Genomic DNA, 22,857 nt, shown 5'->3' on the forward strand with positions numbered 1-22,857 from the left:
ACTGTCGCCCGGCGGGCACCGACTACCGTCGCTATCGTCCGTTAAGAGAACAACGTTGGTCTCTCGATTTCGCTGATCATAGTGGGAGTCGCCTGGAGCACCTCAAGTGCACCCTCATAGTCTACAGGCGGAGCAGGCCGAGTGCCTCGGGGTCGTTCGAGAGAGCTTCGCTCTCTCGTGATGACGAGACGCCGTCGGCGTCTCGAACCACGTGACCCCGAGGCGGTTCACCAGATAAGAAATCAGGATTTTGCTTCGAAGACCAGACTGGTCGGCGTCTCGGCCGCCCGGCGGAAGTGCGTGAACCCGCCTCCGGTGACGACGTCTCGGGTTCGGTCCTCGCCCGCCTGCGCGCCGAGCCCGTACCCGACGTCTTGACTGAGCGAATTTGGCGTACAGGCAAGTGTCGAAATAGAGTATCCAAGGCGGCCAAATGGAGTAAGATTGTTTTCGACCCGGTCATTGGCATACGGTTCGACGATCATCCACGCACCGTTCTCACTTAGTGTCTCTCGAACGTGAGCAGCCACCCCAACGGGATCTCCCATATCATGGTAGCAGTTGAACATCGTAACGAGGTCGTAGTCGGAGCCGGTGTACTCCCTCGCGGTCGCCACTTCGAAGCTAACACGGTCGGCCACGCCCGCCGTTTCCGCCCGCTCGCGCGCCACCTCGATCGATTCCTCGTGGTAGTCGACGCCGACGACTGTCGAGTTGGGGTACGCTTCGGCCATGCGGATCGTCGGCGCGCCGTGACCACATCCCACGTCGACGATCCGCCCGCCTGATTTCAGCCTAGCATCAATGCCATCGAGCGCTGCGATCCAGTCGAGTAGGAACGCTCCGTATGACGGCCCGAAGAAGCGTTCCGTGCCATGGAACACATCCTCGTCATGTTCGTGCCAGCCGATGCCCTCGCCCGTTCGGAAAGCCTCCTGGAGTTCGGGACCTATCTTGGCCACTGACCCGACCAGTTGGAACGCACCGGGCATGAACACAGGGCTCTCCTCGTTGGCCAAGATGTGCGCCTGCTCCGGGGTGAGGTAGTATCGGTCAGTCTCAGGGTCGTAGGTCACGTACCCGCCGGCGGCCTGCGAGCGTAACCACTCCCGAACGTAACGCTCGACGGTTTCGGTTTTTTCAGCGAGTTCAGCTGACGTGAGCGGCCCCGCGTCATCAAGTGTCGCGTAAAGTCCGAGGTCGTCACCGATGACGGCGAGTGCGGCATGGACCGTTGCACCGAGATCGACGAGGGACGTCTCCACGAGTTCGCTCAGTTTCTCTTCGTTTATCGGATCCGCTTGAGTGTCGGTTCCCATGTTGCTCACTTCCTGGCGCCGAGCGAGATGCTCTTCACGCCGTACGTCTGACATGCATTCACGGCCTGATCCGAGATGAATTCGTACTGGGTGTTGTCCCGGACGTCGGTCACTTCGAATCCGGTCTGTTCGATGAGCGCCGTGTAACGGTCGACCTGCTCGGCCCCACCGATACAGGCCGCCCACAGGTCCTCGTTGTTCTTGATGCTCTCCGGCATCTGTGAGTCGCTGATGATGTCCGAGAGTGCGAGTCGACCGCCGGGCTTGAGCGCGCGATACGCTTCCTCGAACACACGTTCCTTCTCTGCGGAGAGGTTGATCACGCCGTTGGAGACGACCACGTCGAACGACTCATCGTCGAAGGGGAGCGCTTCGATGTGGCCGTGTCGCACATCGACGTTGTGAAATCCGTTCTCCTCAGCCAATTTTCGGGTCTTTCGAACCTGTTCGTCGGTCATGTCTACGCCGGTAACCGTTCCGGTTTCGGTGACGTTCATTCCGGCGACGAACAGGTCCATTCCCGAACCGCTGCCGAGGTCAAGTACGGACTCACCGGGTTGGATCGTCGCCAGATCGAAGTGGTATCCCACACCGGCGAATGAATCAATCGCCGGATCGGGAACGTAAGAGAGATCTTCTGGATCGTATCCGAGTCGTTCGGCCAGATCTCTGCCCATTTCGAAGTGGAACTCCCCGTCGGAGAACTCCGCGACGTCGCGGTACATCGACTTGACCTTTCGTTCGAGTTTGTCCGTGTCTAATGATTCACTCATTGTTGTTCACCAATCAGTCGTCTCCCGCCGCTTCGGCGGGGGTCTTGATGCTTAGCTGGATGTCCTGAGCGAGTGAGAGCAGCGTGTAGACGGGCGCTCGTCGTGCCCACTCATCGATCAGGTCGTCGTCGATGTCCTCTCCATCAATTTCGACCTCCGCGGTCAGATTCTCGTACACCGAGTCGGCCTCCTTGAGTTCAGCGAGACTAAAGAGGACCGCTGGATCGAAATCTGTCCGGACGCGCGTCTGAAGATGGTCGATGTCGACACCGTTCACGGCGGCGTTGATGGTGATGCCGACATTGATACAGGCGGCGAGCGCAGACAGTGCTGCTTCGATAGGTTCGATTCGATCGGTCGCGCCGACCCACCCACCAGCATCCAGCACTTCCTTCCAGGCGCCGTACGGAACGGTGTATTCACGCGTCTCGCGAGCGATGGTCTCGCCGCCGAGATCGTAGCTATCGATCTTTGCCAGGCTGTGAGCGGCCGTCCCCTCGTAGGTCGCGGACGCCCCGAGGCCAAGCTGGACAGCTTCAGGATTCTCGGCTGCGTGTTCGGCGAATCCTTCGAGTGTTTCGAGGTCGATCCCATGCATAGTTTGCCGGTCGTCAGTCATTGTTTCGCTGTACCTCCCGACAAGCGGCACAACGACTCCTGAGACGTTGTAGCTATTCCGTGCTATTTCGGCAGGTCCTGCCATTCGTTCAGCCACTGTACACGCGTCAACAGTTGCTCACTGAACTCTGCCGAGAAATCGATCGCCCAACCAGTCTGTCCTGCGAAGTAGAAGGGGGGACACCGAGCAACTGGATGGATATTGCACTCACGCGACCGGGAGCGTCACTCCATGTAGGCTTCAGGGGTGACCGGTCGCGCGTCGATCTCGAAGGATGCATACGTCGATTCTGCCCACTCGCGGATAGCCGGAACGTCGGTGTCGATCAATGCTTGGACCGACCCACTGTCCTGCTCGTAACAGCTGATGATAACACGGGTTTCTAGAAGGCCAATTCCGCATTGGGGGAGTTTGTCATGCTCGAGAACCGTGAAATTGTCCCGTTTCTCCATCTCTAAACTGCGCTCGGGATACGTCGTGATGAAGTATGCATGACAACTCGGTCGGTCGATCAACGTCATGTCTACTCCGGCGTCTATCAACGAGAGGAGCGCGTCAAAGCAGGGCTCCATCAAGGCAACCTCAGGTCGAAGATAGCGGACCTCGTTCGTCTGCTGGAGAAGCGACTTGAATCGGTTCACAGGACGGTAGGGTGAATCGGGCTCCGGAAGTGTGACAGTCAGCTCAGACCATGTCTCGGTCGGGAGTTCAATCACCTCGTCTGGAAGCCAGTGCCAGATGTCACGTAACTTCTGCTCGGTTTCGGAAAGCTCGATCAGATCCTCCATCCCGGTCGCGATGGCCTCTCCCAACCGTGTTGCCACATACTGGTACCCCTCCTTTCGAACCCAGTTGCGGTCTTCGAATTCGCTCAACGTTCGTCGGACTGTCGACGACGACACTTCATTCAGCTCACAGAGTTCGGAGCGACTCCGGGGACGGTCCGTCAGCGAAACGAGCATCGGAATACGATGTTCGGATCGAGAAAGATACCCGATGTCGTCGATCGGCGTTCCATTGTTAAGAATTCCCATGCCACACCTAGCCGATATACAATAATAACTATTCGCTTTGGGGTGTGGCGACTACATCCAATGGAATACATAGGGTGTGTCACTGTCAACGACCCCTTTATCCCTTGGAGAATCCTCAGACTCGCCAAAGCAAACAGCAACAAAGTCGCCAGCGGGGGGCAATCCGGAAAATCCGGGCGAGTTTTGTTTCCACCCGACAACTGGTTTGTTCCAAACCTTTTCAGAATGCAGCTCTTATTATTGAAAAACAAGTTAGCCAGTACGTTTAAACTGGTTACGAGACTGTTAGGGTTGTCTAAGCATAGAATTGGCACCCAGCCAAGCGTAGAATCGGTACGCAACGTATGACAATTAGAGCATGACTCTACGGAAATAAGCAGAAAAATGACCGATAATAGGAATCCACAGTCCGGACTGACACAGCACAAACATTCCGAAGACGAAACGGATTGCACGCTAAAAACAGCAATCGTTACACACATTGCAGCAAAGAAAGACATCGATCCAACTACGCTTGATCCTCTCTACGACGTAATCAACCCCGAAGCTCTCGAAGCTCTCTTCGCACCACAATTCGATGGGACACCACGAACAGATGGTCGTATAGTGTTCGCGTACAGTGGCTACCGAGTTACCGTGACGAGTGAGGATGATATCGAATCCACACCACTCGATACGACGAAGGAAAAATAGTTCCGTCCTACCTGCAGAGCTGGCAGAAAACCGGGGGCTAGTGAGTGGCGGATGCAAGAGGGCCGTGGAACGGGAAGCACACGACCCGTGATGGCTCTCGTCAGAGGTGACCGTCGGGCGGAAGCCCCATGCTCGAAGGCAATACCCGACCTCGTTTCCTAATCACGCCCGGGAAAAATAGCTAGTGGTTGCATGCAAAACTTCCTCGTGGCTCCGATGAGTGTGACGATAGACCGAGTGCAGCGTGATCTCGAGGAAACGACCGAGGCCGTCCAAGAGAATGTGAACGACCTTGCCGAGAAAGAGGAGCGGAACGCCTGCGTGCGGGCGTCTGTAATGCGGAGGGTTTCCTCTTGCTGCTGCAGTCACTACCCGTCGAAGGTCGCGAGCGGTACTTAATGACGGCGGATACGGCTGAAGATACTCCAATTTATCTATGGTTTCGACGTCGCTGGTCGGAACACCGGCAGTGATAGATCGTCGTTGACCCGTTTGAAAGTGACTTCCACATGGATGTCGGATTCGATCTCAGACGGATCGCAATCGGCGAACAACGTACAGATTCGAGGACCTTCTTTGAGGTCCACGTATCCGACCACGTACGGGAGTGCTTCCTGGAATGCCGGCAGCGTCACAGCCCTCCGAACAACTGTATAGCTGTACACACGTCCCTCCCCTTCTGCGTCAACCCACTCTAGAGCCTCGGCGCTACAGTACTGACACCACGGTCGGGGGAAGAACTGGTGCTTCCCACAGTCGGTACAGTATTGGAGGCGGAGGACGCCTCGATTCGCACCTTCCCAGAACGGTTCGGCGTACGGTTCTGCGTACTCACTCGGAAGCGGCCATCCGTCATTCATCCCTGAACCCCGCGTTTCAGAACGCCGACAGCCGAACTACGGAGGTTCTTGTCGTACGTGACGCCTCCCACACCGGTCACCAGACCGTACTCCGCGTCCGGGACCTGTCGTTCCCCGCCGTCGTGACGGAGCTGACGGATTGCTTCGACGAGGTTTTCGAATCCGCCCGCTAACCCCGCCTGACCTGCGGAGAGTTGGCCTCCGGACGTGTTTAACGGTAGCTCCCCGTCGTATCGGAGGTCCGTCGTCTCCAGGAACTGCCCACCGTCCCCTTTTTCACAGAACCCCAGGTCTTCGAGCTGCATCAGGACGACAATCGGGTAGTCGTCATACGCCTGCACGAAGTCTACTTGCTCAACTTCAACACCGGCTCGATTAAATGCTCGAGGTGCTGCCGTTCGAACCCCAGTAGTCGTCACGTCCGGCTGTTGCGAAACGTCTGGATTGTGTTGCTGGCCAAAACCAAGGGGTTCTACCGGCGTCTGATCCGACGTCGCAGCTTGATCACGCGAGGTCACGAGGAACCCGTATCCCCCGTTCACCGGTACGACGCAATCGAGGAGACAGACTGGATCCGAAATCATCTCTGCATCCATATATGTCTGGACGTCGATCCCCTCTGTCAAGTATGCGTTTGGGTTGTGTGATGCGTGCTCGCGCTGGACGACTGCAACCTCGGCCAGTTGCTCGCGAGATGTATCGTACTCTGTCATGTGAGCGGTCTGAACGAGACCGAAGTTCGAATTCGGCCCTTGGACGCCGAATGGATCCTTGTAATTTCGAATGTATCCACGCGGGTCTCGCGGGAAGAGAGCGTCAGAGTCGACATGCGGGTCGAGAGGAGCATCCGCCCCCAAACAGAGGACGGTTTCAACTTTCCCTGCCTCAATAGCCATCACCGCCTGCGACAGGACCGCGAGCGCGTTTGCCCCTCCTTGATCCTCGGAGAACAAGTAGTCGACTTCGAAGCCGAGCGTCTCGGCCAGCATTCCAGGATAGGTGTACGGCGTATCCGTGATAGTGCGGATGACGCCCAGCCCGTCGACCTCACCCTTCTCTACATTGGCATCGTCGAGCGTCAGCCTAGCGGCACGTTCATAATATTCCTCTAGGCTAGGGAAATCGTCGCTCTCAGCGCTCGGCCGGTGCTTCTGCGTCTCACCTACTCCCGTAATCACTGCTTCAGTTCCCGTCATGATGCCGGCCTCTCGTTCGAATCCTGTCCATCGACGGTTTCTCCGTCGATCTCCCGATCGGCCATCGTCTCGTTTGCCATTCGACGTTCGCCGAAGTCACCGAACTCCTCGTGCTGGCCGACCACGAAGACCTCATCGTCGCCGACGCGAAGTTCTTCCGCGAGCCCCGAGATAGACGCAAGCAATTCGGACTCGACCATGAGATAGTCCGGATCGGCGTCAGAGAGGATGTACTCGATGTCTCCCTGCGACGACCGGGCGTTTATCGGGGTGAAGGTGGCCCCGATCTTTTGGGTCGCAAAGAACAACTCGAGGAACGCAGGAGAGTTATGCCAGAGCAAGGCAACGGGGTCTTCAAGACCGATGTCCTGGTCCATTAAGCCGTTGGCGACGCGGTTGCTCCGCCGGTGAAGCCCCTCGAACGACCCCGAGGCACGCGGCCTGCTCCGCCTGTAGACCCGGCGGGCGCCGTTCGCGAGTAGCCCGGCGGTCGCGTTCCCGACGCCGGCGCCGGTCTCGAGGCAGGTCGCCTCGTCGACGGGGCGGTCTTCGAGCGCTGCCGTCACCGTCTGGGGAACGTCCATCGAGAACTCCGGGTTCAGTGGTGGAGCTGTTCCGGGACGGGGCTCTCGTCGTGGCGAGCCTCCTCGACAAGCGATCGCTGGGCCGCCTCGTCCATGCCGTCATACCGGCTCGCGGCGTCGAGTACCATCGCGACGAGCTTCGGGTCGCCGGGACTGACGACGCTGGTCAGGCCGTGCGAGGCGGCGAAATCGAACCGGTCGCGGATCTCCTCGGGCGTGTCGACGGGCTCGTACCAGTTCGCGTACGGGCGGTCCCGCTCGGGGAGTTCCTCGGTCGGCGGCCAGGACCCCTTCGCGAAGGCCTTGATGCCGAGCGTGCCGATGTTCTCTTCGTTCGCTCGCTCGAGCACTGCCTGGTAGTCGTAGTCCTCGTCGTCCTTCCCGACGACGACCGGGTTTAGCGGGAACATCACCGTCTCGAGGTCGTCGATGCGGTCGATCGCGTCGAGGATGAGCTGGGGGCTCCCGTGGCTGGTCAGCCCGATGTGATCGATGACGCCGTCGGCCTTCGCCTCCCGCATCGCCTCGAGGGCACCGTCGTCGTCGGTGATCCTGTTGAGTTCATCCTCGTACTCTAGGCCGTGGACCTGGTACAGGTCGATGGTGCCCACGCCGAGGCGGTCGAGCGACTGTTCGAGCTTCTGCTTCGCACCCTCGTAGCCCCGTTCCTGAGTCTTGCATCCGAGAAAGATGTCCTCGCGGTGCTGGCGGAGCTTCGGTCCCAGCTTCAGTTCGGCGTCGCCGTAGGCCGGGGCCACGTCGAAGTGATTGACTCCGTGATCCAAGACGAGTTCCACCATTTGGTCGGCCCCCTCCTGTTCGAGCCAGTTCAGCGCGATCGCGCCGAACGTCATCACGGTGCTGTCGTGCCCGACATCGCCCAGTGGACGCGTTTCCATACCTGTGAATCAGGAGCGGTACACATAACAGTTGGTGGACGACCCACCCATCAGGGTATTCTACCGGTCGATGAACCGGATCAATTGCTGCCGTCGGCGAAGTCCGCCCCGTTGGTACTGTGGCGTATCAGACGGCCACCCGGACGAAGTGACGGTTCCGATCGCAGTTCTCTGGTTCGTTTGGTCGACGGTTACGGACGGTGAACGGTGCGGTCGGAGCGATGTGGCCAGAACGGGAGTTCAACGTCTTTGTCCCGACAGAGAGAAGGCGAACACGGAGCGCGAATGTCCGTGTGGAGAAAGCCAGAGAGGGGGCCTGCTGCGGTCGCTACACGTCTTCTAGCGTCAGTGGCCGCTTCGCGCACCTGATCTCACACAGATCGATCTCGCGTGTCGACGTCGTTGGCTCCTCGAATGTGGACGGTGAAGTTCCCGATCTCGAACGAATCGTCGACGGCGATCACGTCACGCTGATCGTCGTCAAGGCGGAAGTCGCCGTCGTAGCCGAGTTCGTTGAAAGCGGCCTGCGGCACGAACAACGTGCTCTTATCGCCGAGAAACGGTCCGTAGGACGCGGATGCATGTGGTCGATGTGCTCGTGTCTGACGAGCACCGCGTCGCAGTCGGTTACTTCCATCGGAGATCTCAACGACGATGTCGAACAGTGTTTTGAGCGTGTTCGTCGTCTCTGCATCGTGAAGGTCAGGATCCATCGGGAAGTAGCCAATTCTGCCGGCGGCTCGTACGTGGTGGGTGACTCCCTTATACGCTGAACAGGCGCAAGACCACGCCCTGAAGGGCGTGGATACGCGCCGTAAGCCCGATTGTATTTGCTATTCTGCTATTGTGTGCGCGCGGAAACTGGCAGTTGACTCGGTGTTTGCCCCATCAAAACGTAAGCCGACTGCGCCGACTGTCGTAAAACAATCAGATACCTCGGAGTCCCGTTCGGGAGACGAGTATCGGCGTCGTGGCAGCGCCAGTGGCCGACAGTCCACCAACCGTAGACTCCCACCCATCCGAACTGACGGGAGTAACAGAGGAACCTCGGGAGGCCCGCGCCTTTAGGCGCGGGAGGATGTCACAGGAATCGTTGGATCACCCAAATGACAACAGCGGCGATGATGAGCATGACACCGATTCCTGACGTCGCTGGTTCTGGGAAGAAAAAGAGAATGCCACCAGCGACAAGCAGCAACCCTACAAGCCCTAGGCCAGCTAACTTACTGTCACGTGCCATAGTTACCGTTAATCCGCCAATGAACATATGGATTTTGGCAGATAAGTGATTCGGCGTTTGAGAAAATGCACAGATACGGTTACATCGTATAATGGGCTTGTACTTGATCCATCTGGCACTGGACGCAGAGATCATCCGCGAAACACGCATTATTATCGTACGGGCATTCACGCTTTTCGACGTCAACGGAGAGACGGCGTTTTGCGCGTTTCCATTCTTGCTCCCACTCGTGGATATTCATCTCGTCGGACGTGAAAACAATCTTGCCATCCCGATTTTCGATTTTCACAACGGTCGCTGAGGGCTGATACGGTGCTAGCGGAAGCCAACCCCTTCAGGGGTGGTGTAAGCGGTAGGCCTCGAGGAACCATTCACCGTACCATCGCTCGACGGTGATTCCCACCGCATCTGCAGCCTTTACAATCCCGGAGCTGCACACTATTCGCTGTAATGCGGCGGGTCAACACCTTCACGGTCAGCCCCCTTCGAGAGAGGGACGAGCTGATACTCTACGAGGTGCTTGATGCGTCCGCCGCGCTGTGGAACGAACTCACCTACCACCGTCGCCAAGCCTTCTTCAACGACCGGGATGTCTGGAGCGTCGACGCCGACGAGTACCGCGTCAAGTACAAGGGCGTCCTCGGCAGCGCCACCGCCCAACAGATCATCCGCAAAAGCGATGAAGCATGGCGGAGTTTCTTCGCCCTATTGGAGGACGGCGAAGCCCCGTCACCGCCCGGGTACTGGAAAGACGAAGATAGCGGCGAGCGCACGCACCAGACCCTCGTCCGCAACGATATGTACACGCTTGAGTGGGGCGAGCGATCGCGACTGGAGATCCCGGTCGGTTTCGACCTGAAGGAGAAATACGGCCTCGGCTACCACGACCGCCTCCGACTCGAAGCCCGCGGTGAGCCGCGGTGGCGTGGGGAACAGGGCCGGTTGGAACTGGTGTACGACAAGGACGCCGAAGCGTTCAGGGCACGACAACCCGTCTCCGATGCTGTTCTCCGACGGGATGAATCACTGGCCACCACGTCCTCATCGCCGGACGTGGTGGCAGCTTTGGACATCGGCGCGAACAATCTCGTCGCCGTCACCACCACTTCCGGCCACCAACGCCTCTACCACGCCCGCCCCAGCTTTCACCGATTCCGCCAAACCACCCAGCGGATCGCCGCCCTACAAGAAGCCCTCGAGTACGGCACGTGGTCGAGTCGGCGTATCCGAGAGCTGTACCGGCGGCGCACCGAGCGCGTCTCCCACCTCCAAGATGCCCTCGTCCGAGACCTTGCGGAGTGGCTGCACGGTCTCGACGTCGCCTCGGTGGTTGCCGGCGACCTCGACGACGTCCTCCAAGAGCACTGGAGTGCGCGAGTGAACGAGAAGACCCACCAGTTCTGGAGCCACGGCCGCTTCCGCCGGCGGTTCCGCGAGGTGCTGGAGGGCGAGTACGACATTATGGTACGCGAGGTCAGCGAGTCCGGTTCCTCCTCGACGTGCCCGGACTGTGGAAGCGAGAGCGTACATCGTAGTGGTGATCTGCTCACGTGCTACGACTGCAGTTTTGAAGGGCATAGTGATGTGGCGGCGAGTGAGAACCTGCTGTGTGATAGCGTTGGGTCGATGGCTCGGCCCGCGGTCTCCCGAGAGAACACGACGGAGAGGGAACACCACACGGTGGCCCGCCTCGAGTGGGACGATCACCGCTGGCAACAGCGGGGTCATTCGACCAAAGAGGAACCCGCAAACCGGAGTACCCGCAAGGGGAAATTTGCCTCCGGGGTGTCGGCATAGCCGAATCACCCACGCGGAGGAATCCCACGGCTGAAGCCGTGGGAGGAAGTCAAAACTGCAATTGTCTCCGGATATGATGAACAAGAGATGGTCTGTCGCCCCTGCTTGTCGTTGAGAACGACGACCTTGATACGACCGTCGTGCTCTTCGGTCGGGACCATCCCATTGGTCATACCATCTCCTAAAACAAGCTGTCACAAAAGTACACCCCCTACGATTGCCTGGCTGTCTGTTCTTAACGCTCGGATCAGAGTGGCGAGTTTGTGGGTGTGTCGAGCGTGGACGTCAGCTGTTGGTGTGTTTGGAGTCCCATTTGGAACCGCTGCATGATTTTTGACTGGTGTTCCGGACATGCCATAGCGACAATTGCACCGTCTTGGACCGGTATCATCGGTTGGCCTGGATTGTGTGGTGCGAGGCGACAGCTGGGACACGTGATTCCGCCGGCTGGCTGGTGCTGGAGGAGGTCGGCCGTATCGTCAGACGTCAACCCACAGATCGAGCCAAACTGCTCAAGATGCGTCTCACAGCCAATCAGAGGAACGGTGAGCTGGTCCAACAGGAGGAATGCTATGTCTTGCTGGCGCTTAGATTCGAGGATAGACTGACACGCATCACACTGGATCGCCGGCTCCTCGTCAATACTCTCCGCATGTGGGTGTTGGAGCTTGTCTGACGGCACTAGATAGTGTCGCAGGACGCCATACAGGTAAATGGCCGGCTGTCACGTACTTGCATGATGTTCGAGCGCTGATGCCGACTTATGACTTATCTCTTGAGGACGGTTGTATAGGCGCCCGGGTCATGGAGCGTCTACTCATAGTATGCTTTGCGCTCGACGACCTCGACGAAGGCAACGTTCGGGGTCACATCATGTGATGACTCCGAGAACACAAAAAATAGCTGAACCTGCTTGACCAGGACCGGCGACACCGGTAGATGACGTTTGTATAATCTACTAACCAAGGTTAGCAACGAGGTAAGTAGACCACGCATCCCCAGTTCATATCCATCAAATGCCTCTAAGACGAGCGGAAACTGTTCAGAGCGTTCACAAAGACGAACGACTCCGGGGGTCTAATACCATGGCGGCTCACCGCTCACTTGCATCTGACAATCGCGTCGGTGTCTGGCCACCCATGGTAGCACTGACCGACGTGAACGCGCAGATGCAGCCACACGAAACCGAGAAACTACACACGACACTGCACTCCAAGACTCGATCGTCTGCGCGGTTCCCCATCCCTGTGTTGGCGATTGACGCCGACGGCCTTCCACTGCTGCCGACGCTGTCATCCACCCCACCGCTTTCTTCCCAAAACACACCGTCTCTGCCCGCTATCCTTGTCTGGTCGACTCCTCGTGATCGTATCGAAAACAGGTTGAGAGTGAACGCAAGCCCCGTTCTCTCAAACACGCGTTATGATAGCCCGATTCACAGGCGGTACGAGGCGGATGCCCCGACCCTTGAGGTCGGGGAGGAAGCCGACACTCGATGTCACAAACCACGTCACGATGGCAGGCCGACTCCCCACGTATAAGTAACACCAGACATACATGTGAAAACATAGTGGAATACCGTCGTACCGCCGTCATCAAACTCGACACTCCCGACGAAGCCGACGCTTCGCTCCGAGAGACAGTTGAGCAATTCAAACATTGCGCCAACACCGCGAGCGAGTGGTGCTGGCACGGCGACGACGGCTACCACGTCACCTCGAAAGCCAAAGCCGAACGCGCCCTCTACGACCGACTCCGTGACGAAACCGACCTCACCGCGAATCTCGTCCAAAAAGGAATTCGGCGAGCAGTCGAAGCCGTCAAAAGCGGAGTCGAACGCCTCAAACGTGGCGAGAACACGTCACAACCACACTTCTCGGCAGACAGCGCGGTGTACGACAAGCGGAGCGCGACGTTCCACCGTGACTACGTCTCGCTGTCCACCGTAAACGGGCGCATCGAGTGCGACTACATCCTTCCCGACGGCTCGGAGACGCCACCCACCAAGTACGTCTCCGACGAGGACTTCGAGTTTAGGATGGCCCACCTCCAGTACCGCGACGGTGACTGGTATCTCCACGCCTCAATGCGGAAAGTCGAAGCAGACGAGGAATCGCCCGACTCCGAGTCCAAGCACAGAACAGTCCTTGGTGTAGATTTGGGCGTGAACAACCTCGCCGTCGCTTCGACAGGGCGATTCTGGTCAGCAGACGAGTTCAACCACTGGCGTCGAGAGTACGAGAAGCGCCGTGGCGCACTCCAGCAGTGTGGCTCTCGCCACGCCCACGAGAACATCGAGAGCGTTGGGCAGAAAGAGTACGGACGGTTCGAGATATACCTACACACGGTGGCGAACGAACTTATCGAGGAAGCACTCGAACACGATGTGCGAACAATCGTATTCGAGGATTTAACCCACATTCGGGAGAATATTCCCGAGGCGACGTGGCAACACGTCTGGGCGTTCCGACGCCTCTACGAGTACGTCGAATACAAGGCTGAAGAACACGGTGTCCAAGCCGTTCAGGTAGACCCCCGAAATACGTCGAAGCGTTGCTCGACGTGTAGGTTTACCCATGTCGCTAATCGGTCGGGAGCGACGTTCGAGTGTCAGCAGTGCAGGTATGAGAACCACGCCGACTACAACGCCTCGAAGAACATTGGTTTGCAGTATCTCCGTCGTCGGCAAAATGCAGACGATGGAGGCGCACCCGTAGATGTGCGCTTGAATCGCGGGACGCTGAACGTGAGCGGGGAGTACGTACCCTCTGCCTCGGGTGAGGCATAAAACGGGAGTCCACGCGAAAGCCTCGGGGCGTGACCCCGAGGCGATTTACGAGGCCGTTGTCTTCTAAACCCCCGAGCCTCTGTATGAGTCGTCTGTTACAGACAGTACAGGCGGGTAGAACAGAAGTATAGTACCGCGTTGTTTTCAACTATCGCTATATAATTGTCCACTCGGCCCCCGTTAGGTGGTCGGTTGGATGTTTGTGTTTAGCTGGAACAGGTTCTCCGGGTCGTATTCGGTTTTCACCTCGACCAGTCGGGTGTAGTTCTGGCCGAACGTCGTCCGGATAATCTCTTCGTCCTCGTCGCCGGAGGCGAAGTTGAAATACATTGTATCCGATGCGTGGGGTTCCATGGCCTCCCAGAACTCTCGCGTCCACTCGATGTTTTCTTCGTCCCCTTCGGGCAGCGTCCAGGTCGCGTCGATGCTCAACTGGAACGGCGAACGTCTGTCCCAGAAGGCTGTGGCCTCCGAGTCGATCCTGTTCAGTTTGCCACCCCGTGCGCGGATCGGCACGGGCGATCGGGGTGAAGGCCGGTCGCTAGCGTACTCCACAATGGTCTCTATGGCCCTCTCGTCGAGACTGTTTAGGTACCGGGATTTCCAGTAAGCGCGGACTCCTTGCTGGAAGAACGGATCGAACTGCTGTTGGACGTCCGTATATGGATCGACCCTGCTGAGATCGAGCAATGGTTCCTTGAACTCCCGGAGCGGCTGCAAGGCCTGCCGTCCTTCGTCGACCGGGCCGGCGTACACCCCCGCGGTGATGATGACGGGCGTGCCGTGGAGATCCGGGGGGAAGTGCTCGTGTTCCGGGATACTCCAGAGGAGGGCGTCGCTCGTGATTTCGTCGGGGGCATCTTGCATGAAGTCTCGCCACTGCCGGAGCACGGACGGCGCCTCCTTCATGGGGTACGCTGTCCCGGCATGCATGACCTCCGGGCCGAGTTCGTGGAGTTCGAACTCGAAGGAGGTCACTACGCCGAAGTTCCCGCCGCCGCCCCGCAGCGCCCAGAACAGGTCCTCGTGTTGCTCCTCGTTGGCGGTCAGGAACTCCCCGTCTGCTGTGACGATGTTTACCGATCGGAGATTGTCAGCGGTCAGCCCGTATTTGCGACGAAGGTGGCTGTAGCCACCACCAAGCGTCAACCCGGCGACCCCCGTCATCGAGATGACGCCCCCCGGCGTCACCAAGCCGAAGTGCTGAGTCTCTCTGTCCATCTCACCCCAGGTGGCCCCCGCCTGCACACGTGCCGTTCGATCGTCGGGATGGACGACAACGCCATTCATCTCGGAGAGATCGATGACGATCCCATCGTCGCAGACGGCGGTGCCGGCAACGTTGTGGCCGCCACCACGGACTGCTACGAGCAGGTCGTTCTCCCGGGCGAAGGTGACCGTCTGGACGACGTCGCCGACCCCAGTACACTGAGCGATCAGGGCCGGATACTTGTCAACCATGCCGTTCCAGACCGCGCGGGCCTCGTCGTACTTCGGACCATTCCGGCTAATGACGTCACCCTGAAGTTCCGCTTGGAATTCCGCGATCGCGTTCGTTTCGAGGTGTGGGTTCGAAAGTGCCATCGGGTTTCCCCCTTCTCGTTTTCTCGGAGGCAAGTCTTCATGTTATCCAGTGTCGTATGTTTACGGTGTCTTCGTTGGTCACGGTGTGAACATGGCGGAGTCGATCGGTTCCACATCCGATAGATTCCCCGTCCGGTTTCTGCCTACTTCGATGCCCCCGCTGTGTTGCCCTCCATAGATACTTATCGTGCGAAGAGATAGCAATAGGCATGGAGACTGCACTCGACGAAATCGCGTTTCTAGCGAACTCGGAGAATCGCGTGGCGGTCTTTGAGACGCTCGTTGAGGCACCGCGGAATCGCGACGAGGTCCGCGACCGAGTCGATGCGTCGCGAGTCACCATTGCGCGCATCCTCCGCGAACTCGAAGAGCGCAATTGGATTGAACAGTCTGGACGGGCGTACGAGGTGACGCCGCTCGGCGAATGGATGTATGACGAGTTTAATAGCTTGGTGGACGAGATGGAGGCTGAGCAGCAACTCCGTGAAGCTCTTCAATGGTTCCCGTCAGATCTACTGACGTTCGATGTCCAGTGTCTCCGCGATGCCGAAATCATCCTTCACGACGCGAGTGATGCGACCGCTCTCATCCGGCGAATCGTCAAATTTCACCGCTCTGGCGACCGGATTCGAGGTATCGCACGCTCCGCCGCACCGGTATTCATCGAGAACCTTTGGGAAGTAACCGTCCACGGGGACGCGCAAGCCGAACTGGTGCTCATACCTGAGGCTCTGGACGTCATCCGGACTCATCCACCCTCAGCACGGCAGTTCCGCGAGATGCTGGCGGAGGAGAACGCGCACTATTCCGTCTATGAGGGGATACCGATTTCAGTCGGAATCGTCAACGGCGCCGTCGGAATCAACCTCACTGACGAGGAGGGCACTCTCAAAGGTGGCTTGAAAACCGAAAACGAGACCGTCCACGCATGGGCGGTCGATCTCTTCAAGACCTGCCGGGAGGAGGCGAGGCCAGTGGACTCAGATACGATTACAGCGTAACACCCCAAACTGAACAGACTCGAAGGACTGACGCGCACTCCGGAACTGCTGGATTCAACCTCTGTATTCAGCACACGATTCGTGTCAGCCAGGGAAGTCTCAACAGGGCCGGCTGAGCCTATTTCTCTGACTTCTTCCCTCTCCCTTGTCGTACTGTTGTACTCTCGATCCGTCATCGTAAGCCGCGCACATTAGTATATAATACTAATTCTGATTAGCCTGGAACACTCTCCGGGCGTCTCATTACAGTGGTTCGAGGAGAAAGCCCACGACTTCAGTCGTGGGATGAATCCGACAGTAGCCGAAACAGCCAAGCGGATTCGTCTCCGTGGTTGTGCTCCCGAGTCTCGGGTAAGGATACGCACCTCATCGGGAGGGTAGATGAAGCCCGCTATCCGAGTCGGGGGCCGTACTGGCACGGCCCACAACCCCACCGTGCGGTGCGACGAGTGGGGAACCTCTCCGTCGTGAGCACGGTCTGTGACCGTGGAACCCCACGACTTCAGTCGTGGGAGGATGTCAGACGTGATATTATGACTTTCCGGCAGCTGACTTCTGTTAGGTGTGTATTCGTTAGAAGTCACGCGGATACCAATCGACAATATATGAGTATGTTTGAAAGTATTAACAATAGGTTCTAACCCCGGCGAGTTGTGGCCCGAACAGGGGAAAGGGAATGAGTCACTCACTTCCAGAAGAGTGGTTTATCAAGGATACACGAGTGAATGCAGCGATTGCATGGGTATTCGCAGTCATTTTCGTTGTAATCGCCGTTGTGAGTTTCTTGCAGATACTGTTCGTTGAGATGGTGATGGCCGCTCTTGCGGCCTTCGTCGCCATCTCACCCGCCATCGTCTACCGGTCGTGGACGCGAACCGTTCCGTGGCCACTGTTGGTTGTTGCGTCGCTTCCACTCCTAGTCGGAACGTTTCAGCCGATATTATTCGAGGAACTCGTGACCGGTGTGAGCGTTGCGATTCTCGCGATGCTCGTCGTCGTCGCACTCGAACTGACGTCGGCGGTTCGAATGACGCCACGGTTCGCGGTGTTTTTCACGGTTGTTGCAACGCTCGCGACTGCCGGATTCTGGGCTGTGGGGTCGGCGGCCTCGGCGGCGTATCTTGGTACTACGTTCGTCGAGACAAACGACGAACTCATGCTGATTTTTACCGACATGCTCGTTGCGGGAGTTCTTACTGGACTTCTCTTCCGATGGTACTTCCGGCGTCGACTCGCCGCAAACGTTGAACATCACTCAGAGGTGACGACATGAGTTTTCGCACCCGCGTCCATGTCTCAGGTCGCCGCAAAGGACAACTGGTACGACTCCTTCAGTTAGCAATGGTTGGCATCCTGGTCATCGGCTTGTGGCGTGAGAACGCCGGTATCGCCGTTAACGCTGGTGTCGGCCTGCTCGTCACGTTCCTCCCAGCCGTGTTGGAACGTAATTACAGCATCACGATGAGCGTTGGCATCGTGCTCTGGATTACAGTCGCGATGTTCCTGCACGCGTTTGGGACCTTATCGTTGCCTGCACTGGGATTTCTGAGTCCGTACCAGTCGACGTGGTGGTGGGATCATATGACTCATGCACTATCGTCATCGCTGGTCGCCGGGGCGGCATACGCAGTGACGCGAGCGCTCGAGGAGCACACAGAGTACGTTACGATGCCACCGAAGTTCATGCTCGTCTATTTGTTACTCTTCGTCATGGCGTTCGGCGTTGTCTGGGAGCTCATCGAGTTCTACATCGGCGTCGTGTCGACCCTCATCGGCGGCGGCAAGGTTCTCACCCAGTACGGGCTAGACGATACGATTCTCGACCTAATTTACAATTCAGTCGGCGGATTGCTTGTTGCGCTCCTTGGGACAGCATACCTGACTGATCTTGCTGACCAGCTTCGAATGCGAATCGAATCCACAGATCATTGAGCTACCCACCCCCAGAGGGGTAGGATTCAGCGTGGACTCCTGTTCCGGCCTCAACTAGGGTTGGAGAACAGCCTCCGTTCACGGTCACCGTCCCGCTGTTCAAGCGCACGCCCAAGGGTGCACCTGCATCGCCTCCGGGTTTGGGTGCGACGGAGATACCGCAGTCCGATGGTTTCGCCGCAGTATGTCGGTGTAGTTCTCGTACCTGCACTTCAGATACATCGAAGTATTCACCGTCGTGGTTTATTGAGGTAGGTGAATCCACACTGCAAGCAACGGTGTGCGTGAGCGTCCCGACCGTGAAAGTCGAGGGGGGCTTCTTCGGCGGTTCGGTCACCCCGTGAGGTTGTTAATCGTCATGCCGATGAAAAACAGGATTACAATTTCGTTGATAACCCACGAGTTCGTGTTCATCCAGTCGCGTGCTTTCGGCAGGAAGGCTTCCGCCCGTTCACCGAACGCAAGCAAGATGAGTGATGGAATCGCCAGAATCAGAAGCGTAATTCCGATAAACGGGAGGGCATCCGTCAGTGGTGCCCCGCGCGCTGCGAGATACGATCCGACGGCGGCAGACGTGAGGATATCGGTCGGGAAGAATCCCAGTAGAAGGAACCCCAGTCGGAATGAGAACCGCGGGGTCGCCGTTGTGAGTTTTCCCATCCACTCAGGTGGTTCTGCCTCTTCTCTCGTCCGGAAGGTGTGTACCATCGCCACGAGGAGCAACACGAGAATGATACCATAGAGTGTGTTGTTTCTTGTCCCTTGTCCGAGTGCACCCCTACCAACGACGTAGAAGAAACTGGTGACAAGGGAGATCGAGAGTGCGGCGCCGAGGATGTATGCGGCAGAGTTCTGTCGCCAATTTTCACTCGTGGCGAGGAAAATCGGACTGAGGATCTGTGGGCCCGCAATCATCACGAACGCCAGTGGAAGAATCTCGAGAACACTCATGGTTTGGATTCCTGGAATATAACTAGAGCCTGAAATGGAAGGGTGTCATGAATCTTCTTTTAGCCACCATCCGCTGCCTTCGTATCCCCCAGGTCACACGTAATATCAGCTGTCGGTTTTTCTCGCCAATCGTGAGTCCGTAGCAGTGATATCCACTGGTCAGTAGAAAAAGGCGAGAGATTGTTCATGGAGGTCCCGTTCCACCTTGCCCATCCAACCCATCCTTATACGCGGAGCAGGCGCACTACCACAGTCTTCAGGCCGTGGATACACGCCGTCACGTAGTAACACGTTCGACTGCCAGGAGCAGAGCCCGAGTTTCCACCTCGTGCTTTCAAACCGTAAAAGCCCTCAACACGGTACCAAGGTCAGGTCGGACCGGAGCGGAGCGGCTTCCGACCGACCGTCGGAGGCGGCCTATCCGCCCGCGTAACGAGTCAGTATCCGCAACGCCGACGCGGTGAACGCGACTCCTCGACGGGGCCGTCCCTGTGCTCGTCAGGCGAGCAAGCCCCAAAGATACCTCCGAGTCCGTCGAAATGTCAGCGATTCCCGGCTGGCACAACCAACAGCTGGGAGCCACCGACACCGAGGAGGAGAGTACTAGCAGCTTGGTACGGCGAGACAGTCACCGACTACGATGGCTGGGTGAGATGCGAACTCCGGTGAAGTGGCGGCGTCCGTGGTTGCAGCCCTGACCCTCCCACTGCTCGGGATTCCTCCACGTTCACGCGGCGGAGGATGTCAGTACGGGATGTATCTCACGACTGAAGTCGTGGGCTTTCTCCCTGCGACACCTGTATTCGCGTAGTAAACTTCGCATGTTTTCAGGCACAGTAGGCGGTCACTCGTCTGTTTCCGGCACATGCCGTGGCAAGAACGTCGACGCGATAAGCAAGAGCAGCACGAACAGTATGAGAAGGAGCAGCGCCGCCTGTTGAGCGTCGAACATTGCGGCCTCAAAGATGCCCTCGAGTAATTGTCGTTGTGGAGGAGTGAGTTGGTTCAGGAACTGTTGTTGTGTGGCTTCGGTCGCTGTCTCTACTGCATCTTCGAGCGCTATCACCAGATCATTTCGTTGCTCCACTGAAACAGTCACGTGTTCTGCTCGTAGTACTCTATCGACGACACTTCCATAGAACTGTCCGAGAAAATACGAGCCAACGACTGCTGTCCCCAGGGCATATCCTATCGAACTGCTTACGTTTAGAACCCCGGATGCCTCGGCGGAGTCCGCGGTAGGGATAGCCGACATCGTCATATTAGTGATCTGTGCTAATATAAGTCCGACACCGACTCCATAAAGCGCCATTGGGATAGCCATTCTACCGATCGTCTGACCGGGGCCTGTCTGCTCGTACAACAGCACCAGTCCAAAGCCTATACACACGATGCCGACCTGGATAAGCGTCTTTGGCGAGATGAACTTACGCCAGCCGGGCGTAAACGCCGCAAAAAGGACCGACGCGAGAGAGTACGGTAATAATGCCAGCCCAGTTTCAAAGGCGGTGTACCCGAGTACGGCCTGGAGGTAGACCGGGAAGATGAAAAAGAAGCCAGCCGAGATTATCGATCGAATATTGTACGTGATTACACCGGATAAAAAAGAGCGGTTCGTCAGTACATTCAGCGGAACGAGCGGTGACTTCCCAGCACGTTCCAGTCGGCGTTCGTACTGAACGAACGCGGCGAATGCGAGGAGACCCCCTCCAAGAAACCAGATCGCCGGCGATGTCCCAAACGGATTGAACTGCATCTCGCCGACGGAGAACGGCCGCCGTTCAACTAACCACCCATACTTCCCGCTAAGAAGGAATCCGGTGACGAGCGACGTCGAACCGACGATGGACAGAGCTGTCCCACCTCTATCCAGCGAACTGCGGGTCTCTGACAGTGGACTCGGACTCACATACCGAACAAAAAAGAGAATAGCCCCCACACCGATGATTTGGAGCGTAAATCCCCACCGCCAACTTGCATATGTGGTTAGTGCTCCACCAATAATCGGTCCAAGAGTTGATCCAACCCCGCTCACGCCAGCCAACAGTCCGAATGCCTTCGCCCGATCATCGTCATCGTAACTGACTCTCAATACAGTGTATGTCAGGGGAAATAACACAGCGGCCGCAGAACCCTCAATGAGTGACCAGCCGATATAGAGGATCGTCGTATTCCAGCTAATCGCCGCCACCAGCGTCCCACCGGCATAGACGATCAGTGCGACTGCCATTACACGCCTACTACTATGGCGAGACGGTAGCGTACCGGCTGGGAGAATCAGCGCAGCTATCACCAGCGAGTAGAGTGAAACCGCTCCTTGAATCACGGTGACCGTGGTATCAAACTCATCCACCATCGTGGGGATCGCTACGTTCATCAGGGATGCGTTGATGACTATAATGAACGTCGTCAGACTCACGGCGATTGCTGGGCCCCAGTATTGAACTCTCGTCTTTATGTCCGTAGCGAGATTGGAACTCCCCTTGGAAGTGGATCCATCTGGGGGCATACAGCGGTCTAACACTTTGACCCTCAAATAGCATGGACGTAGTTAGCTACCGAGAAGCACGTAGAAAGCCGGCCCTTCGGGACGGGGAGGATGTTTATTCGGTTCGTCATTGTAAAGTGAGGATCGACGGAACTAGCTCACTATCTGGCGATAGCCTTTTGCAGTGACCTCCTCCACGCCCGAAAGGGCGTGGCATCCTCCCATGGGATATCAGCCGCGTGTGGCGTTCGAGGTTTCACCCCGCACTTCCAGGGGAACCAGCAGCATACTGGAGGAACCTCTCGGTTTACCCCCCTCGGTAGGGCTGTGGCCCGGTCACTCAGGCCCCGTCTCCGGCCGAGTCATCGGCACACGTGTGTTCTCTGGTATGACTCTCTCCACCGGAGTAGCACATTGAAACAGGACATACAGACGCTTACACGTACCGGCGTGGGATATCCGGCCCGGCTATCGACGGCGGTTGTCGCGCCGGGCCTCCCACTCAACCCGCGCCTAAAGACGCGGGTATGCGTTAGCCATTCCTATCACAAACAGTCGTCGGGAAGTTCATCAGTGTGATTCTCTATTAACTCCAGCAGAGGTTGAACCTCATCGAATTGCGAACCCTTTCGAACCGTATTGACGTCTCGATCCCATTCGATGAATCCCATATCCTCTAGCTTCGGGAGGTGCGTATGCGTCATGTGAGTTCTGAGGGCTTCTAACTCCTCATCTCCGAGGTCGATATCCGCAGGAATTTTTGGGTCATCGTCGTCCTGTGGATTATGCTCCAACAGCGTGACGAGCACACGGCGACGGTACTTGTTTGCCAAGACGTCTAGGACAGTATCCATCGTCGGTGAGCGTTGCATGGCTTTGCCGGTCATGATTTAGAATCCTCGTCCTCCACCCGTACGTATTCGTCAGACCTGGCCTCTTCTCGAGCGAAAGTCACACCCGCCGTTGAGCGTACACTGAAGAAAGCACTGTCTCAAAGAACTGCGGTGATTTCGGATGAATATCGAACTATTGCGACCAGAACACCTACGCGAACTCGCCTCCCGAGTTGTTTCCTCAACTCATAGAATCGCCGTATTAC

Annotated in this window: 20 protein-coding genes and 1 pseudogene; 7 read left to right on the forward strand and 14 right to left on the reverse strand. The window is 57.5% G+C overall.

Annotated elements, in window-relative coordinates; all coding sequences use genetic code 11:
* Positions 1-242: 242 nt before the first annotated feature.
* From ACRYA2_RS24520 to ACRYA2_RS24535, 4 genes are all read right to left on the reverse strand, one after another.
* A complete protein-coding gene (locus ACRYA2_RS24520; protein WP_433634156.1) occupies positions 243-1,319 on the reverse strand; it encodes a class I SAM-dependent methyltransferase in 1,077 nt (358 codons plus the stop codon).
* Between the two features lie 5 nt (positions 1,320-1,324).
* Positions 1,325-2,092, reverse strand: coding sequence for a methyltransferase domain-containing protein (locus tag ACRYA2_RS24525; RefSeq protein ID WP_433634037.1), 768 nt, complete (start codon positions 2,090-2,092; stop codon positions 1,325-1,327).
* A 13-nt stretch (positions 2,093-2,105) separates the two neighbouring features.
* Positions 2,106-2,711 carry an OsmC family protein gene (locus ACRYA2_RS24530; protein WP_433634039.1) on the reverse strand — a complete coding sequence of 202 codons (606 nt, stop codon included), beginning with the start codon at positions 2,709-2,711 and terminating at the stop codon, positions 2,106-2,108.
* Positions 2,712-2,935: 224 nt separating this feature from the next.
* Entirely contained in the window at positions 2,936-3,745 is an 810-nt protein-coding gene (locus ACRYA2_RS24535) for a helix-turn-helix transcriptional regulator (RefSeq protein ID WP_472850139.1), read from the reverse strand.
* A gap of 384 nt (positions 3,746-4,129) precedes the next feature.
* Between ACRYA2_RS24535 and ACRYA2_RS24540 the strand changes: the two genes are divergently transcribed.
* Positions 4,130-4,438: a HalOD1 output domain-containing protein gene (locus ACRYA2_RS24540; RefSeq protein ID WP_433634043.1), complete on the forward strand. Its 309-nt coding sequence runs from the start codon at positions 4,130-4,132 to the stop codon at positions 4,436-4,438.
* A 434-nt stretch (positions 4,439-4,872) separates the two neighbouring features.
* Here ACRYA2_RS24540 and ACRYA2_RS24545 read toward each other — a convergent pair whose 3' ends face one another.
* Genes ACRYA2_RS24545 through ACRYA2_RS24560 form a run of 4 tightly spaced genes read right to left on the reverse strand, consistent with a single transcriptional unit; the run spans position 4,873 to position 7,977 of the window.
* Positions 4,873-5,298, reverse strand: coding sequence for a Zn-ribbon domain-containing OB-fold protein (locus ACRYA2_RS24545; protein ID WP_433634047.1), 426 nt, complete (start codon positions 5,296-5,298; stop codon positions 4,873-4,875).
* Positions 5,295-6,494 carry a thiolase family protein gene (locus ACRYA2_RS24550; protein ID WP_433634049.1) on the reverse strand — a complete coding sequence of 400 codons (1,200 nt, stop codon included), beginning with the start codon at positions 6,492-6,494 and terminating at the stop codon, positions 5,295-5,297. Before ACRYA2_RS24550 ends, ACRYA2_RS24545 begins: the two co-directional genes overlap by 4 nt.
* Positions 6,491-7,078 (reverse strand): AMP-binding protein, encoded by a 588-nt coding sequence (locus ACRYA2_RS24555; protein WP_433634051.1) that lies wholly within the window; start codon positions 7,076-7,078, stop codon positions 6,491-6,493. The genes ACRYA2_RS24550 and ACRYA2_RS24555 overlap by 4 nt, the downstream gene beginning before the upstream one ends.
* A gap of 14 nt (positions 7,079-7,092) precedes the next feature.
* The gene (locus tag ACRYA2_RS24560) at positions 7,093-7,977 is read right to left on the reverse strand and encodes an aldo/keto reductase (RefSeq protein ID WP_433634053.1); all 885 of its coding nucleotides are present in this window, start codon (positions 7,975-7,977) and stop codon (positions 7,093-7,095) included.
* Positions 7,978-8,177: 200 nt separating this feature from the next.
* Between ACRYA2_RS24560 and ACRYA2_RS24565 the strand changes: the two genes are divergently transcribed.
* Positions 8,178-8,750 (forward strand): hypothetical protein, encoded by a 573-nt coding sequence (locus ACRYA2_RS24565; protein ID WP_433634055.1) that lies wholly within the window; start codon positions 8,178-8,180, stop codon positions 8,748-8,750.
* A gap of 308 nt (positions 8,751-9,058) precedes the next feature.
* On the opposite strand, the gene ACRYA2_RS24570 is transcribed toward ACRYA2_RS24565, so the two are convergent.
* Both ACRYA2_RS24570 and ACRYA2_RS24575 read right to left on the reverse strand, forming a co-directional pair.
* Entirely contained in the window at positions 9,059-9,217 is a 159-nt protein-coding gene (locus tag ACRYA2_RS24570; RefSeq protein WP_433634057.1) for a hypothetical protein, read from the reverse strand.
* A 79-nt stretch (positions 9,218-9,296) separates the two neighbouring features.
* Positions 9,297-9,518: pseudogene (locus ACRYA2_RS24575) on the reverse strand (hypothetical protein); the annotation flags it as partial.
* Positions 9,519-9,667: 149 nt separating this feature from the next.
* Between ACRYA2_RS24575 and ACRYA2_RS24580 the strand changes: the two are divergent.
* On the forward strand, positions 9,668-11,014 hold the full coding sequence (locus ACRYA2_RS24580) for an RNA-guided endonuclease InsQ/TnpB family protein (protein ID WP_433634059.1): 1,347 nt from the start codon (positions 9,668-9,670) through the stop codon (positions 11,012-11,014).
* Positions 11,015-12,584: 1,570 nt separating this feature from the next.
* Positions 12,585-13,802 (forward strand): RNA-guided endonuclease InsQ/TnpB family protein, encoded by a 1,218-nt coding sequence (locus ACRYA2_RS24585; RefSeq protein ID WP_433634061.1) that lies wholly within the window; start codon positions 12,585-12,587, stop codon positions 13,800-13,802.
* A 180-nt stretch (positions 13,803-13,982) separates the two neighbouring features.
* On the opposite strand, the gene ACRYA2_RS24590 is transcribed toward ACRYA2_RS24585, so the two are convergent.
* Entirely contained in the window at positions 13,983-15,386 is a 1,404-nt protein-coding gene (locus ACRYA2_RS24590) for an FAD-binding oxidoreductase (RefSeq protein WP_433634063.1), read from the reverse strand.
* 209 nt (positions 15,387-15,595) lie between these two features.
* On the opposite strand from ACRYA2_RS24590, the gene ACRYA2_RS24595 reads away from it, so the two are divergent.
* The 3 genes from ACRYA2_RS24595 to ACRYA2_RS24605 all read left to right on the forward strand — a co-directional run bounded on the left by ACRYA2_RS24595 (position 15,596) and on the right by ACRYA2_RS24605 (position 18,319).
* On the forward strand, positions 15,596-16,387 hold the full coding sequence (locus tag ACRYA2_RS24595; RefSeq protein ID WP_433634065.1) for a helix-turn-helix transcriptional regulator: 792 nt from the start codon (positions 15,596-15,598) through the stop codon (positions 16,385-16,387).
* A 676-nt stretch (positions 16,388-17,063) separates the two neighbouring features.
* Positions 17,064-17,660 (forward strand): hypothetical protein, encoded by a 597-nt coding sequence (locus tag ACRYA2_RS24600; protein WP_433634067.1) that lies wholly within the window; start codon positions 17,064-17,066, stop codon positions 17,658-17,660.
* A complete protein-coding gene (locus ACRYA2_RS24605; RefSeq protein WP_433634069.1) occupies positions 17,657-18,319 on the forward strand; it encodes a DUF2238 domain-containing protein in 663 nt (220 codons plus the stop codon). The genes ACRYA2_RS24600 and ACRYA2_RS24605 overlap by 4 nt, the downstream gene beginning before the upstream one ends.
* Positions 18,320-18,652: 333 nt before the next feature.
* Here the strand turns inward: ACRYA2_RS24605 and ACRYA2_RS24610 are convergent, their stop codons facing one another.
* The 3 genes from ACRYA2_RS24610 to ACRYA2_RS24620 form a co-directional block, all read right to left on the reverse strand.
* Positions 18,653-19,270, reverse strand: a complete 618-nt coding sequence (locus tag ACRYA2_RS24610) for a GAP family protein (protein ID WP_433634071.1) — start codon at positions 19,268-19,270, stop codon at positions 18,653-18,655.
* Positions 19,271-20,114: 844 nt separating this feature from the next.
* Positions 20,115-21,779 (reverse strand): MFS transporter, encoded by a 1,665-nt coding sequence (locus tag ACRYA2_RS24615; RefSeq protein WP_433634073.1) that lies wholly within the window; start codon positions 21,777-21,779, stop codon positions 20,115-20,117.
* Positions 21,780-22,303: 524 nt separating this feature from the next.
* The gene (locus ACRYA2_RS24620) at positions 22,304-22,645 is read right to left on the reverse strand and encodes a DUF7344 domain-containing protein (RefSeq protein ID WP_433634075.1); all 342 of its coding nucleotides are present in this window, start codon (positions 22,643-22,645) and stop codon (positions 22,304-22,306) included.
* Positions 22,646-22,857: the final 212 nt, after the last annotated feature.

Source organism: Halomicrococcus pelagicus (assembly GCF_050954125.1).

Coding starts and splice junctions, on each gene's coding strand:
- ACRYA2_RS24570 (WP_433634057.1), bottom strand. CDS start 9,217: ATGGCACGTGACAGTAAGTTAGCTGGCCTAGGGCTTGTAGGGTTGCTG.
- ACRYA2_RS24560 (WP_433634053.1), bottom strand. CDS start 7,977: ATGGAAACGCGTCCACTGGGCGATGTCGGGCACGACAGCACCGTGATG.
- ACRYA2_RS24610 (WP_433634071.1), bottom strand. CDS start 19,270: ATGAGTGTTCTCGAGATTCTTCCACTGGCGTTCGTGATGATTGCGGGC.
- ACRYA2_RS24550 (WP_433634049.1), bottom strand. CDS start 6,494: ATGACGGGAACTGAAGCAGTGATTACGGGAGTAGGTGAGACGCAGAAG.
- ACRYA2_RS24595 (WP_433634065.1), top strand. CDS start 15,596: ATGGAGACTGCACTCGACGAAATCGCGTTTCTAGCGAACTCGGAGAAT.
- ACRYA2_RS24520 (WP_433634156.1), bottom strand. CDS start 1,319: ATGGGAACCGACACTCAAGCGGATCCGATAAACGAAGAGAAACTGAGC.
- ACRYA2_RS24530 (WP_433634039.1), bottom strand. CDS start 2,711: ATGACTGACGACCGGCAAACTATGCATGGGATCGACCTCGAAACACTC.
- ACRYA2_RS24545 (WP_433634047.1), bottom strand. CDS start 5,298: ATGAATGACGGATGGCCGCTTCCGAGTGAGTACGCAGAACCGTACGCC.
- ACRYA2_RS24615 (WP_433634073.1), bottom strand. CDS start 21,779: ATGCCCCCAGATGGATCCACTTCCAAGGGGAGTTCCAATCTCGCTACG.
- ACRYA2_RS24535 (WP_472850139.1), bottom strand. CDS start 3,745: ATGGGAATTCTTAACAATGGAACGCCGATCGACGACATCGGGTATCTT.
- ACRYA2_RS24600 (WP_433634067.1), top strand. CDS start 17,064: ATGAGTCACTCACTTCCAGAAGAGTGGTTTATCAAGGATACACGAGTG.
- ACRYA2_RS24620 (WP_433634075.1), bottom strand. CDS start 22,645: ATGACCGGCAAAGCCATGCAACGCTCACCGACGATGGATACTGTCCTA.
- ACRYA2_RS24555 (WP_433634051.1), bottom strand. CDS start 7,078: ATGGACGTTCCCCAGACGGTGACGGCAGCGCTCGAAGACCGCCCCGTC.
- ACRYA2_RS24525 (WP_433634037.1), bottom strand. CDS start 2,092: ATGAGTGAATCATTAGACACGGACAAACTCGAACGAAAGGTCAAGTCG.
- ACRYA2_RS24580 (WP_433634059.1), top strand. CDS start 9,668: ATGCGGCGGGTCAACACCTTCACGGTCAGCCCCCTTCGAGAGAGGGAC.
- ACRYA2_RS24540 (WP_433634043.1), top strand. CDS start 4,130: ATGACCGATAATAGGAATCCACAGTCCGGACTGACACAGCACAAACAT.
- ACRYA2_RS24590 (WP_433634063.1), bottom strand. CDS start 15,386: ATGGCACTTTCGAACCCACACCTCGAAACGAACGCGATCGCGGAATTC.
- ACRYA2_RS24605 (WP_433634069.1), top strand. CDS start 17,657: ATGAGTTTTCGCACCCGCGTCCATGTCTCAGGTCGCCGCAAAGGACAA.